This window comes from Pseudomonas sp. CP-1, from assembly GCF_021213715.1.
Lineage (GTDB): Bacteria > Pseudomonadota > Gammaproteobacteria > Pseudomonadales > Pseudomonadaceae > Pseudomonas > Pseudomonas aeruginosa.
Window position 1 is genome coordinate 121797 of sequence record NZ_JAJQKY010000012.1, and the last position, 13688, is coordinate 135484.

12 protein-coding genes are annotated in these 13688 nt (G+C 67.7%); 8 read left to right on the plus strand and 4 right to left on the minus strand.

Annotated features, from left to right (window positions below):
• Positions 1-33 precede the first annotated feature (33 nt).
• Positions 34-963 (minus strand): LysR family transcriptional regulator, encoded by a 930-nt coding sequence (locus LT948_RS22300; RefSeq protein WP_009314998.1) that lies wholly within the window; start codon positions 961-963, stop codon positions 34-36.
• Positions 964-1309: 346 nt separating this feature from the next.
• Complete coding sequence (locus tag LT948_RS22305) at positions 1310-2230, minus strand: LysR substrate-binding domain-containing protein (protein WP_003084035.1); 921 nt, start codon at positions 2228-2230, stop codon at positions 1310-1312.
• Positions 2231-2580: 350 nt separating this feature from the next.
• Here LT948_RS22305 and LT948_RS22310 point away from each other — a divergent pair, with 350 nt between their 5' ends.
• The 4 genes from LT948_RS22310 (at position 2581) to LT948_RS22325 (ending at position 8197) form a co-directional block, all read left to right on the plus strand.
• Positions 2581-4071, plus strand: coding sequence for an aldehyde dehydrogenase (locus LT948_RS22310; protein ID WP_034035890.1), 1491 nt, complete (start codon positions 2581-2583; stop codon positions 4069-4071).
• A gap of 57 nt (positions 4072-4128) precedes the next feature.
• Entirely contained in the window at positions 4129-5562 is a 1434-nt protein-coding gene (locus LT948_RS22315) for an APC family permease (RefSeq protein ID WP_003133097.1), read from the plus strand.
• A gap of 30 nt (positions 5563-5592) precedes the next feature.
• Entirely contained in the window at positions 5593-6975 is a 1383-nt protein-coding gene (locus tag LT948_RS22320; RefSeq protein WP_003101901.1) for an aspartate aminotransferase family protein, read from the plus strand.
• A gap of 163 nt (positions 6976-7138) precedes the next feature.
• A complete protein-coding gene (locus LT948_RS22325; protein WP_003133095.1) occupies positions 7139-8197 on the plus strand; it encodes an ABC transporter substrate-binding protein in 1059 nt (352 codons plus the stop codon).
• A 77-nt stretch (positions 8198-8274) separates the two neighbouring features.
• On the opposite strand, the gene LT948_RS22330 is transcribed toward LT948_RS22325, so the two are convergent.
• Entirely contained in the window at positions 8275-9156 is an 882-nt protein-coding gene (locus LT948_RS22330) for a dihydrodipicolinate synthase family protein (RefSeq protein WP_003110235.1), read from the minus strand.
• 59 nt (positions 9157-9215) lie between these two features.
• Positions 9216-9998, minus strand: coding sequence for an aldolase (locus LT948_RS22335; RefSeq protein ID WP_003084054.1), 783 nt, complete (start codon positions 9996-9998; stop codon positions 9216-9218).
• A 154-nt stretch (positions 9999-10152) separates the two neighbouring features.
• On the opposite strand from LT948_RS22335, the gene LT948_RS22340 reads away from it, so the two are divergent.
• The 4 genes from LT948_RS22340 to pcaF all read left to right on the plus strand — a co-directional run bounded on the left by LT948_RS22340 (position 10153) and on the right by pcaF (position 13675).
• The gene (locus tag LT948_RS22340) at positions 10153-10692 is read left to right on the plus strand and encodes a helix-turn-helix domain-containing protein (protein ID WP_003112674.1); all 540 of its coding nucleotides are present in this window, start codon (positions 10153-10155) and stop codon (positions 10690-10692) included.
• A 150-nt stretch (positions 10693-10842) separates the two neighbouring features.
• Positions 10843-11694, plus strand: coding sequence for a CoA transferase subunit A (locus tag LT948_RS22345; RefSeq protein WP_003084060.1), 852 nt, complete (start codon positions 10843-10845; stop codon positions 11692-11694).
• Positions 11691-12473, plus strand: a complete 783-nt coding sequence (locus tag LT948_RS22350) for a CoA-transferase subunit beta (protein ID WP_003084062.1) — start codon at positions 11691-11693, stop codon at positions 12471-12473. Before LT948_RS22345 ends, LT948_RS22350 begins: the two co-directional genes overlap by 4 nt.
• A complete protein-coding gene (gene pcaF, locus LT948_RS22355) occupies positions 12470-13675 on the plus strand; it encodes a 3-oxoadipyl-CoA thiolase (protein WP_003110233.1) in 1206 nt (401 codons plus the stop codon). The genes LT948_RS22350 and pcaF overlap by 4 nt, the downstream gene beginning before the upstream one ends.
• The last annotated feature ends 13 nt before the right edge of the window (positions 13676-13688 follow it).

Consider the following 13688-nt stretch of genomic DNA (forward strand, 5'->3'; position numbering starts at 1 on the left):
CAGCGGGCCAGCGGTAATGTGGACTTCCGTCCGCTATCCCGCCGCCTCCTGCTCCAGGCGCAGGCTGTACATCCGGCACTCCGCGAGCAACGCCAGCAGGTTCGGGTCGCGCTCCTTGGCCTTGAGGAACACCACGCCGATGTGCTGCTGCAGGCGATAGCGCGGTTGCAGCGGGATCAGCCGCACGCGGTTCTCGTAGACCGCCTCGATGCGTTTGGGCAGCAGCGCATGGCCGACCCCCGAGCTGACCATGCTGAGGAGGGTGAAGATGTCGTTCACCTGCATCGCGATCTGCGGTTCGAAGCCGGCCTGCTGGAACACCCGGGTGCCGTCCTGATGGGTGGCGAAGCCCTGGGTGAGCGTGACGAAGGGCGTGTCGCGCAGGGTGCTGAGATCGATCTCGGCGAGCCTGGCGTAGGGCGAGTCCACCGGCACGGCGAGGAAAATGTCATCGGAGAACAGCGGCAGCTGCTCGCAGTCGGGATCGCTGACGCTGTCGTTGAGCGACACCAGGATGGCGTCCAGCTCCATGTTCTTCAGCTGGTAGAACAGGTCGACGTTGGAGCCGAGGATCAGGTCGATATTCAGCGCGCTGCGTCGCAGCTTGAGGCCCATGATCAGTTGCGGCACGGTCTTCACCGTCAGCGAATAGAGCGCGCCGAGCTTGAAGCGCTCGGCGGAGAAGCCGGCCGCCTCGCGGGTCAGGCGCACCGTGTCGAGTACCTCCTGGACCAGCTTCTGCGCGCGCTCCTCGAGCACGTAGGCGCTTTCCAGCGGGGTCAGGTTGCGCCCCTCGTGCTTGAACAGCGGGCAGCGCAGGGCGCTTTCCAGCGAGTGGATGGCGCGGTGCACGCTGACGTTGCTGGTGCCCAGTTCCGCCGCCGCGCGCGCCAGGTTGCCGGTGCGCATGAAGGCGAGGAAGGTTTCCAGCTTCTTGAGGGTGATTTCTTCGTCGATCAGCATCCGCGTTCCCCTGGCCGGTGGCGTCGGGGGATTGTGCCTGAGGCGGCGCGGGAGGGGTAAAAAGGGCCGTCATGTCCTAGCGCGTGGCGGAGCATGACGGCCTGGAAACGCCTTGGGGAAGGCGGAGTTGCACTGACCGGATGGAATCCCGCTTCGGCAGCCTGAGCCGCCGATAGGCTAACGGAACTCAGCGGATGGAGCGGATGGTGCCCTTGCTGCCGGTGACCTGCCGGACCGGGGTGGTCCGGAGCGCCGGCCACCCTAGCAACGGAGGCTTTTTGCCACAGTCATCGGATTCGTCTTTGTCAGAAAGAAAGTTCCTCTTGGAATGTCGGAAAGCTGAGGGTCAGTGCCGGCGCTCGGCAAGCTTGCCCAGTTGCTCCCGGCAGTAGTCGACGAACAATCGTGCCGGCTTGGTCAGTTGCGCGCGCTTCAGCCAGGCGGCGGCGAGCCCGGAGGTGGACACCGGCTCGGCGAGGTCGACCATGACCACCTTCTTGCCGTCGTAGGTGCATTCCGAATGCGGGCGGGTGACCAGCAGGGAGAAGCCGAAGCCCTGGCCGACCATGCCGCGCACCATCTCGATGGACGGCGAGCTGAAGGCGATGTTCGGCGTCAGGCCGAGTTCCTCGAACAGGCTGACGAAATAGGTGCGGCTGGGCTGCACGTCGAGCAGGATCATCGGTTCCAGGCACAGGTCGCGCAGCGACACTTGCGCCTGCCCGGCGAAGCGGTGCCCTTCGGGGAGCAGCGCGTGGGGTCGTTGCGGCGGCATCAGCGGCTCGGTCTCGATGGTCGAGTCGAGGTCGTGCTCGTAGAGGAAGGCCAGGTCGAAGCGCCCGGAGGTGAGGCCTTGCACCAGTTCCTGCTGCTCGCCGTCGCGTATGCGGATCTCCACCCCCGGATAGGCCTGGCGAAAGCCGGCGATCAGGCCCGGCAGGTAGAGCGGGGCGACCGTCTCGAAGCAGCCGATGTCGATCTGCCCGGCGATCACGTCGTTGTCGGCCAGGGCGTTCTGCTCGAACTCGTGGGCCATCCGCAGCAGTTCCTGGGCCTTGCGGTAGAAGCGCGCGCCGGCGGGGGTCAGCGACACGCCCTGGGCGTGGTGGCGGATGAACAGCTGCACGCCGAAGCTTTCCTCCAGACCCTTCACCGCCGTGGAGATCGACGGCTGGGCGATGTACAGCTTGCGCGAGGCCTCGGCCACGCTGCCGCATTCCACGGTGGTCACGAAATACTTGAGTTGCCGCAAGGTATAGGACGCCACTGCAAGACCTCATCGGCGCATCATCCTCCCCGGGCCGGGCGTGCGCGCCTCGATTGTTGTGTCCGCCGCGCTGCAAGCAAGTTGCAGGCCGCTGCCGAGCGTCGCGGCGCTGGCCGCGACGACGATTGCCCGCCTGCACGATAACCCAGCACGACGCACTTTGCCGGGGCACGCCTGGCCAGCTTTTTCTTATGTCCCGAGGACATTTTTAATAATTTTCCTTCGCCGCGGCTTGCGCGACCATCCTTCCCCATCGACCCCATGGACAGCGGTCCGCCTCCCGGCGGTCCGGGCCATGCGTGCAGAACCACGACCGGCGCAGACCGGCGAGATAACAAGGAGAAGGTGGGGTGTTCGAACTCAGCGATTGGCAACGGCGCGCCGCGACACAGCGCTTCATCGACCAGGCCCTGATCGGCGGCCGCCAGCGTCCGGCCGCCAGCGGCGCTACCTTCGACGCCATCGATCCGGCGAGCAATCGCCTGCTGGCGCGGGTCGCGGCCTGCGATGCGGCCGACGTCGACGCGGCAGTGGCCGCCGCCCGCCGCGCCTTCGACGAAGGCCCCTGGACGCGTCTCGCCCCGGTCGAGCGCAAGCGCGTGCTGCTGCGCCTGGCCGAGCTGATGCTGGCCCATCGCGAAGAGCTGGCGCTGCTCGACTCGCTGAACATGGGCAAGCCGGTGATGGACGCCTGGAACATCGATGTGCCCGGCGCCGCCCACGTCTTCGCCTGGTATGCGGAAAGCCTCGACAAGCTCTACGACCAGGTCGCGCCGACCTCCCAGCAGGCCCTGGCCACCATTACCCGCGTGCCGCTGGGGGTGATCGGCGCGGTGGTGCCGTGGAACTTCCCGCTCGACATGGCCGCCTGGAAGCTCGCCCCGGCCCTGGCCGCCGGCAACTCGGTGGTGCTCAAGCCGGCCGAGCAGTCGCCGTTCTCCGCCCTGCGCCTGGCCGAGCTGGCCCTGGAGGCGGGGGTGCCGGAAGGCGTGCTGAACGTGGTGCCGGGCCTCGGCGAGCAGGCCGGCAAGGCCCTCGGCCTGCACCCGGAGGTGGACGCACTGGTGTTCACCGGCTCCACCGAGGTCGGTAAGTACTTCATGCGGTATTCCGCGCAATCCAACCTCAAGCAGGTCTGGCTGGAGTGCGGCGGCAAGAGTCCGAACCTGGTGTTCGCCGATTGCCGCGATCTCGACCTGGCGGCGGAGAAGGCCGCCTTCGGCATCTTCTTCAACCAGGGCGAGGTCTGTTCGGCGAACTCGCGCTTGCTGGTGGAGCGTTCGATCCACGACGTGTTCGTCGAGCGCCTGCTGGCCAAGGCCCGCGACTGGCAGCCGGGCGATCCGCTGGACCCGGCCAGCCGCGCCGGCGCCATCGTCGACCGCCGGCAGACCGCCGGGATCCTTGCCGCCATCGAGCGGGCGCAAAGCGAGGGCGCGACCCTGCTCGGCGGTGGTCGCCAGTTGACGATCAACGGTTCGGACAACTTCATCGAACCGACCCTGTTCGGCGACGTACGCCCGGATATGCAGCTGGCCCGCGAGGAAATCTTCGGTCCGGTGCTGGCGATCAGCGCCTTCGACTCCGAGGACGAGGCCATCCGCCTGGCCAACGACAGCCGCTACGGCCTCGCCGCCTCGCTGTGGAGCGACGACCTGCACCGTGCGCACCGGGTGGCGCGGCGCTTGAATGCCGGAACGGTGTCGGTGAATACCGTGGACGCGCTGGACGTCGCGGTGCCTTTCGGCGGCGGCAAGCAGTCCGGCTTCGGTCGCGACCTGTCGCTGCATTCCTTCGACAAGTACACCCAGTTGAAGACGACCTGGTTCCAGTTGCGCTGAAGACGCGACGGACGCGACACGACTCGATGCCGATAACGACAACAAGAGGACGATCGAATGAACGACACGCCGAACGTGCGTGAGCCGGCCCTGCGCCGCGTGCTCGGGCTGGGACCGCTGCTGGCGGTGGCCATCGGCCTGGTGGTTTCCCAGGGCGTGATGGTGCTGATGCTGCAAGGCGCCGGGACGGCCGGCCTGGGCTTCATCGTGCCGCTGGGAGTGGCCTACCTGCTGGCGCTGAGCTACGCCTTTTCCTTTTCCGAGCTGGCACTGATGATTCCCCGCGCCGGTAGCCTGAGCAGCTACACCGAGGTGGCCATCGGGCATTTCCCGGCGATCCTGGCGACCTTTTCCGGCTACGTGGTGGTGGCGATGTTCGCCCTCTCGGCGGAACTGCTGCTGCTCGACCTGATCATCGGCAAGGTCTACCCCGGCGCGCTGCCGCCGATGCTGGTGGCCTACGGCGTGCTCGGCCTGTTCACCCTGCTCAACCTGCTCGGCATCGACATCTTCGCGCGCCTGCAGAGCGCCCTGGCGCTGCTGATGATGATCGTCCTGCTGGTACTCGGTCTGGGTGCGGTGAGCAGCGAGCACGCCTCCGTGCAGACCGCCCTGGCGAGCGGCTGGAACCCGCTCGGGGTAAGCGCCCTGGCGCTCACCGCGATGGCCGTGTGGGGCTTCGTCGGCGCCGAGTTCGTCTGCCCGCTGGTGGAGGAGACGCGGCGTCCGGAGCGCAACATCCCGCGTTCGATGATCCTCGGCCTGAGCATCATCTTCCTGACCATCGCCCTCTACTGCTTCGGTGCGCTGCTGTGCATCCCGCAGGCGGAACTGGCCGGCGACCCGCTGCCACACTTCCTCTTCGCCAACCGCGTGTTCGGCGAGTACGGCCAGATGTTCCTGGTGATCGCCGCGATCACCGCCACCTGCAGCACCCTCAACTCGTCGCTGGCGGCGATCCCGCGGATGCTCTACGGGATGGCGCAGAACGGCCAGGCCTTCCCGCAATTCAAGCAGCTCAGCCGGCGGGCGCGCACGCCCTGGGTGGCGGTGCTGTTCGTCGCCGCGATCACCGGCCTGCCGATCCTGATCCTCGGCCAGGACCCGGACTCGATCAACCTGCTGCTGCTCGCCGCCGCGCTGGCCTGGCTGCTGGCCTACATCATCGCCCACGTCGACGTGCTGGCCCTGCGCCGTCGCTATCCGCACATCGCCCGTCCGTTCCGCACGCCGTTCTACCCGCTGCCGCAACTGTTCGGCATCGCCGGGATGATCTACGCGGTGGTCCACGTCTCGCCGACCCCGGAAATGACCGGACGGATCTTCGCCAGCGCCGGCGTGGTGCTGGGCGTGGTCTCGCTGGTGGCGGTGGTGTGGATCAAGGGCGTGATGCGCAAGCCCCTCTTCGTACCCGAACCGCTCGAGACGGCCGGTGAGACTGCCCAGGGCAAGTCCGTCGCCCTCGATCCCCTGCAATCCCCTTCGGCCTGACGCGCCAAGGGAACAAGGAGAACACAGACGATGACCGCTCAGCTCAACCCGCAGCGCGACACCCGCGACTACCAGCAACTGGACGCCGCGCACCACATCCACGCCTTCCTCGACCAGAAGGCGCTGAACCGCGAAGGCCCGCGGGTGATGGTCCGCGGCGATGGCCTGCAGCTCTGGGACAACGACGGCAAGCGCTACCTGGACGGCATGTCCGGCCTCTGGTGCACCAACCTCGGCTACGGCCGCCAGGACCTCGCCGCCGCCGCCAGCCGCCAGCTGGAACAACTGCCGTACTACAACATGTTCTTCCACACCACCCACCCGGCGGTGGTGGAGCTTTCCGAGATGCTCTTCAGCCTGCTGCCGGACCACTACAGCCACGCGATCTACACCAACTCCGGCTCCGAGGCCAACGAGGTGCTGATCCGTACCGTGCGGCGCTACTGGCAGATCCTCGGCAAGCCGCAGAAGAAGATCATGATCGGCCGCTGGAACGGCTACCACGGCTCGACCCTGGGCAGCACCGCGCTCGGCGGGATGAAGTTCATGCACGAGATGGGCGGCATGCTGCCGGACTTCGCCCACATCGACGAACCCTACTGGTACGCCAACGGCGGCGAGCTGAGCCCGGCCGAGTTCGGTCGCCGCGCGGCGCTGCAACTGGAGGAGAAGATCCTCGAACTGGGCGCGGAGAACGTCGCCGCCTTCGTCGCCGAGCCCTTCCAGGGCGCCGGCGGCATGATCTTCCCGCCGCAAAGCTATTGGCCGGAGATCCAGCGCATCTGCCGGCAGTACGACGTGCTGCTGTGCGCCGACGAAGTGATCGGCGGCTTCGGCCGCACCGGCGAATGGTTCGCCCACGAACACTTCGGCTTCCAGCCGGACACCCTGTCCATCGCCAAGGGCCTGACGTCCGGCTACATCCCCATGGGCGGCCTGGTACTCGGCAAGCGCATCGCCGAGGTGCTGGTGGAGCAGGGCGGGGTGTTCGCCCACGGCCTGACCTATTCCGGCCACCCGGTGGCGGCGGCGGTGGCCATCGCCAACCTCAAGGCGCTGCGCGACGAGGGCGTGGTCACGCGGGTCAGGGAGGAGACCGGACCCTACCTGCAACGCTGCCTGCGCGAGGTCTTCGGCGACCATCCGCTGGTCGGCGAGGTCCAGGGCGCCGGCTTCGTCGCCGCGCTGCAGTTCGCCGAGGACAAGGCGACCCGCAAGCGCTTCGCCAACGAGAACGATCTGGCCTGGCGCTGCCGCACCATCGGCTTCGAGGAGGGCGTGATCATCCGCTCCACCCTCGGCCGCATGATCATGGCCCCGGCGCTGGTGGCCGGGCGTGCCGAGATCGACGAACTGATCGACAAGACCCGTATCGCGGTGGATCGCACCGCGCGCGAGATCGGCGTGCTCTGACGCGCCCCGGCGGCCCGGCCTCGGCCGGGTCGCCGGCGACACGGAGCGTCCCCCCATAACGACGATGCGGCGCCTGGCGACCGCGCGCGGAACCGTTTCGGCCTCTGGCCGGCAACTGCCTCAGCAACATCACAACAATGCCAATCGGCTGTGGGAGTGTTCCATGTACAAGTCCTTGCACCAGTACGCACACGTGTTTTCCCGGTTGTCCCTGTTCGGCCTGGCGTTCGCCGCGGCGGCCCAGGCGCAGAGCCAGAGCCTGACGGTGATCTCCTTCGGCGGCGCGACCAAGGCCGCCCAGGAACAGGCCTATTTCAAACCCTTCGAGCGAAGCGGCGGCGGGCAGGTGGTCGCCGGCGAATACAACGGCGAAATGGCCAAGGTGAAGGCCATGGTCGACGTCGGCAAGGTCAGCTGGGACGTGGTCGAGGTGGAGAGCCCCGAACTGCTCCGCGGCTGCGACGAGGGGCTGTTCGAACGCCTCGACCCGGCGCGTTTCGGCGACCCCGCGCAGTTCGTCCCCGGCACTTTCAGCGAGTGCGGGGTGGCCACCTACGTCTGGTCGATGGTGATGGCCTACGACTCGACGAAGCTGGCCAGGGCGCCGCAGTCCTGGGCGGATTTCTGGAACGTCCGCGAGTTCCCCGGCAAGCGTGGCCTGCGCAAGGGCGCCAAGTACACCCTGGAAGTGGCGTTGCTGGCCGACGGGGTGAAGGCGGAGGACCTCTACAAGGTACTCGCCACCCCGGAGGGGGTCAGCCGCGCCTTCGCCAAGCTCGACCAGCTCAAGCCGAACATCCAGTGGTGGGAGGCCGGCGCCCAGCCGCCGCAATGGCTGGCGGCCGGCGACGTGGTGATGAGCGCGGCCTACAACGGGCGCATCGCCGCTGCGCAGAAGGAGGGGGTGAAACTGGCCATCGTCTGGCCCGGCAGTCTCTACGATCCGGAGTACTGGGCGGTGGTGAAGGGCACGCCGAACAAGGCGCTGGCGGAGAAATTCATCGCCTTCGCCAGCCAGCCGCAGACGCAGAAGGTGTTCTCCGAGCAGATCCCCTACGGGCCGGTACACAAGGGCACCCTGGCGTTGCTGCCGAAGACGGTGCAGGAGGCGCTGCCGACCGCGCCGGCCAACCTCGAAGGCGCGCGGGCGGTGGATGCCGAGTTCTGGGTGGACCACGGCGAGGAGCTGGAACAGCGTTTCAATGCCTGGGCGGCGCGCTGAACGCGCTGCGCGTCGGCAAAAAAAACGACGGGCCCCAAGTCGTCCGGGCCCGTCGGGTCAAAGCGCTGACGGGGTGATCAGCGCAGCTCTTCCAACAACCCCTGCAGATACCGACAGCCCTCGGTATCCAGCGCCTGCACCGGAAGGCGCGGCGCCCCCACCTCCAGGCCGGAGAGGCCCAGGCCGGCCTTGATGGTGGTCGGCAGGCCCCGGCGGAGGATGAAGTCGAGCAGCGGCAACTGCCGGTAGAACAGCGTGCGGGCCTTCTCCAGGTCGCCGTCGAGCACCGCCTGGTAGAGCTGGCCGTTGAGCGTCGGGATCAGGTTCGGCGCGGCGCTGCACCAGCCTTTCGCGCCGGCCACGAAGGCCTCCAGCGCCAGCGGGTTGCAGCCGTTGTAGAAGGGCACCCGGCCTTCGCCGAGCAGGCGCAGCTTGTGCATGCGCTGGATGTCGCCGGTGCTCTCCTTGACCATGGTCACGTTGTCCACTTCGCGGACGATGCGCAGGATCAGTTCCACCGACATGTCGATGCCGCTGGTGCCCGGGTTGTTGTAGAGCATCACCGGCACGCCGATGGCTTCGCCCACCGCGCGGTAGTGCTGGAACACCTCCGCCTCGTTGAGCTTCCAGTAGGAGATCGGCAGGACCATCACCGCCTCGGCGCCGAGGGATTCGGCGAACTGCGCGCGGCGCACGGTCTTGGCGGTGGTCAGGTCGGAGACGCTGACGATGGTCGGCACGCGATGGGCGACGGTCTTCAGGGTGAAGTCGACCACCTCGTCCCATTCCGGGTCGCTCAGGTAGGCGCCTTCGCCGGTGCTGCCGAGCGGGGCGATGGCGTGCACGCCGCCGTCGATCAGACGCTCGATGGAGCGGCCGAGGGCCGGCAGGTCGAGACCGCCGTCGGCGGCGAAGGGGGTGATGGTGTAGCCGATGATGCCGTGGATGGATGCGGACATTGGATGTACCCGTGACATTGAGTGGGAAATGCCAGGACGGACCTGGTGGGAAAGGTCGTTCAGCTCAGGCAGTCGCTGTTGCGCGGCAGGCAGCGCCGGGCGTAGTAGTTGAATGCGGCGCCGTGGCGCTTCGGGGTGGAGATCCAGTCGTGGGCCTCGCGCGCCAGGGCCGGCGGGATCGGCTTGATCTCCCCGGCGGCCATCGCCAGCAACTGCATCTTCGCCGCGCGCTCGAGCAGCACCGCGATCACGCAGGCCTCCTCGATGCTCGCACCGGTGGCCAGCAGGCCGTGGTGGGAGAGCAGGATGGCGCGCTTGTCGCCGAGGGCGGCGGAGATGATCTCGCCTTCCTCGTTGCCTACCGGCACGCCCGGCCAGTCCTTGAGGAAGGCGCAGTCGTCGTATAGCGGGCAAAGGTCCATGTGCGAGACCTGCAGCGGTACTTCCAGGGTCGACAGCGCGGCGATGTGCAGCGGGTGGGTGTGGATGATGCAGTTGACGTCCGGGCGGGCGCGATAGACCCAGCTGTGGAAGCGATTGGCCGGATTCGCCATGCCGTGCCCGTGGAGGACGTTGAGGTCTTCGTCGACCAGCAGCAGGTTGCCGGCGCTGATCTCGTCGAAGCCCAGGCCCAGTTGCTGGGTGTAGTAGGTCCCCGCCTCCGGGCCGCGCGAGGTGATCTGCCCGGCGAGCCCGGAGTCGTGGCCGGCCTCGAAGAGAATCCGGCAGGTCAGGGCCAGCTTTTGCCGGTCAGTCCACGTATTATCGCCGAGGCTGCTTTTCATCTGCTTCAGCGCGTGCTGGATCAGTTGATCCTTGGGTAATTCCAGTGTCGTAGCCATGCGAGGTTCCTTTGACGGAGCGAGTCGGGGGAAACGCCAGGCAGTTGCGCGCCACGCAACGACCCGGCTGTAAATGACACGGATCAAGTTATATGACACAAAGTGTCATTAGCAAGAGAAAAGTTTCATCGCCATCGGGAGAAGGCTGTCCTCAATGTCCATGCGCTTGAAATTGCTGAGAAAAAAACTCGGGGTCACGCTGGAGACCCTGGCCGAGAAGACCGGCCTGACCAAGAGCTACCTGTCCAAGGTCGAGCGCGGGCTGAACACGCCGTCCATTGCCGCCGCGCTGAAGCTGGCGAAGGCGTTGAACGTGCAGGTGGAGGAGCTGTTCTCCGAGGAAAGCGACGGTGTCGACGGCTACAGCATCGTTCGTCGCGACCAGCGCAAGTCGCTGTCCAGCGGCGACGACGGCCCGGCCTACGCCTCCCTCGCGCAGCAGATCGGCGCCCGTGCGTTGTTGCCGTTCATCGTCCACCCGCCGCGCGATTTCAGTCACTCGACGTTCAAGGAGCACCTCGGTGAAGAGTTCATCTTCGTCCATGAGGGCCAGGTCGAGGTCGACTTCATGAACCAGCGGATCATCCTCGAGCGCGGCGACGCCCTGCATTTCAACGCACAGAAGCCGCACCGCATCCGCTCCCTGGGGGAGACCCAGGCGGAATTGCTGGTGGTGATCCACAGCGACGAATGAGGCGACGGCTTCGGTCGATCGGATGCTTGCTAACGTTCTGTTCGATTATCGAACTGTTAATCGATTATCGGATTGTGAGCCCTCGGACCCCGGCGTAAGGTTCTCGTCACGTGCCGTCCAGGCAGCGCACAACAAGACGAGACCCGACCGATGGCTGAAATCCTCTCCCTGCGCGAAGCGGTGCGACGCTTCGTCCACGATGGCGACAGCGTCGCCCTCGAAGGCTTCACTCACCTGATCCCGACGGCCGCCGGCCACGAGCTGATCCGCCAGGGCAGGAAAGACCTGACGCTGATCCGCATGACTCCCGACCTGGTCTACGACCTGCTGATCGGTGCAGGCTGCGCGAAGAAGCTGGTGTTCTCCTGGGGCGGCAACCCCGGTGTCGGTTCGCTGCACCGCCTGCGCGACGCGGTGGAGAAGGGCTGGCCGCAACCGCTGGAGATCGAGGAACACAGCCACGCCGACCTCGCCAACGCCTATGTCGCCGGCGCCTCCGGGCTGCCCTTCGCGGTGCTGCGCGCCTACGCCGGCTCCGACCTGCCGAAGGTCAACCCGCTGATCCGCAGCGTCACCTGCCCGTTCACCGGCGAAGTGCTGGCGGCGGTGCCCTCGGTGCGCCCGGACGTCAGCGTGATCCACGCGCAGAAGGCCGACCGCAAGGGCAACGTGCTGCTCTGGGGCATCCTCGGCGTGCAGAAGGAAGCGGCCCTGGCGGCGAAGCGCTGCATCGTCACCGTCGAGGAGATCGTCGACGAACTGGACGCCCCGATGAACGCCTGCGTCCTGCCGAGCTGGGCGCTCAGCGCCGTGTGCCTGGTGCCCGGCGGCGCGCATCCGTCCTATGCCCACGGCTACTACGAGCGCGACAACCGCTTCTACCAGGACTGGGACCCGATCGCCCGCGACCGCGAAAGCTTCACCGCGTGGATCGACGAATACATCCGGGGGACCGAGGATTTCGGCGCCTTCCAGGCCAAGCTCGCGGAGGGCAAGCGATGAGCAGCTACAGCACCAACGAGATGATGACCGTGGCCGCCGCCCGCCGCCTGCACAACGGCGCGGTGTGCTTCGTCGGCATCGGCCTGCCGTCGAAGGCCGCCAACCTGGCGCGCCTGACTTCCTCGCCGGACGTCGTGCTGATCTACGAGTCCGGCCCGATCGGCGCCAAGCCCAGCGTCCTGCCACTGTCCATCGGCGACGGCGAGTTGGCCGAGACCGCCGATACCGTGGTCCCCACCGGCGAGATCTTCCGCTACTGGCTGCAGGGCGGACGGATCGACGTCGGCTTCCTCGGCGCGGCCCAGGTCGACCGCTTCGGCAACATCAACACCACCGTGATCGGCGACTACCGCCAGCCCAAGGTGCGCCTGCCGGGAGCCGGCGGCGCGCCGGAAATCGCCGGCAGCGCCAAGGAAGTGCTGATCATCCTCAAGCAGTCGCACCGCACCTTCGTCGACAAGCTGGCCTTCGTCACCTCGGTCGGCCATGGCGAGGGCGGCGACTCGCGCCAGCGCCTCGGCCTGCCGGGCAAGGGGCCGGTGGCGATCATCACCGACCTGTGCATCATGGAGCCGGAAGCCGGCAGCAACGAGTTCGTGGTCACTTCGCTGCATCCGGGCGTGACCCGCGAGCAGGTGGTCGAGGCCACCGGCTGGGCGATCCGCTTCGCCGAGCGGGTCGCCGAGACGCCCGCGCCGAGCGAGGTCGAACTCGCCGCGCTGCGCGACCTCGAGGCGCGCACCGCGGCCGCCCATGGACAGAAGGGGAGCGACGAATGAGCCGCGAGGTATTCATCTGCGATGCCGTGCGCACGCCGATCGGCCGTTTCGGCGGCAGTCTTTCCGCGGTGCGCGCCGACGACCTCGCGGCGGTGCCGCTGAAGGCCCTGGTCGAGCGCAACCCGGGGGTCGACTGGTCGGCGCTGGACGAGGTGTTCCTCGGCTGCGCCAACCAGGCCGGCGAGGACAACCGTAACGTGGCGCGCATGGCGCTGCTGCTGGCCGGTTTGCCGGAGAGCGTGCCCGGCGTCACCCTCAACCGCCTCTGCGCCTCGGGGATGGACGCCATCGGCACGGCGTTCCGCGCCATCGCCTGCGGCGAGATGGAGCTGGCCATCGCCGGCGGCGTCGAGTCGATGTCGCGCGCGCCGTACGTGATGGGCAAGGCCGATAGCGCCTTCGGGCGCGGCCAGAAGATCGAGGACACCACCATCGGCTGGCGCTTCGTCAATCCGCTGATGAAGGAGCAGTACGGCATCGACCCGATGCCGCAGACCGCCGACAACGTCGCCGACGACTATCGCGTGTCGCGTGCCGACCAGGATGCCTTCGCCCTGCGCAGCCAGCAGCGCGCCGGCAGGGCGCAGGCGGCCGGTTTCTTCGCCGAGGAAATCGTCCCGGTGACGATTCGCGGGCGCAAGGGCGACACCCTGGTCGAGTACGACGAGCATCCGCGTCCCGACACCACCCTGGAGGCGCTGGCCCGGCTCAAGCCGGTCAACGGGCCGGAGAAGACCGTCACCGCCGGCAACGCGTCCGGGGTCAACGACGGCGCCGCCGCGCTGGTCCTGGCCTCCGCCGAGGCAGTGGAGAAGCACGGCCTGACTCCGCGCGCGCGGGTGCTGGGCATGGCCAGCGCCGGCGTCGCCCCGCGGATCATGGGCATCGGCCCGGTGCCGGCGGTGCGCAAGCTGCTGCGGCGCCTGGACCTGGCGATCGACGCCTTCGACGTGATCGAACTCAACGAAGCCTTCGCCAGCCAGGGCCTGGCCTGCCTGCGCGAACTGGGCGTGGCCGACGACAGTGAGAAGGTCAACCCGAACGGCGGTGCCATCGCCCTCGGCCATCCGCTGGGGATGAGCGGTGCGCGGCTGGTCCTCACCGCGCTCCATCAACTTGAGAAGAGCGGCGGCCGGCGCGGCCTGGCGACCATGTGCGTGGGCGTCGGCCAAGGCCTGGCGCTGGCCATCGAGCGGGTCTGACTGGCACAACCGG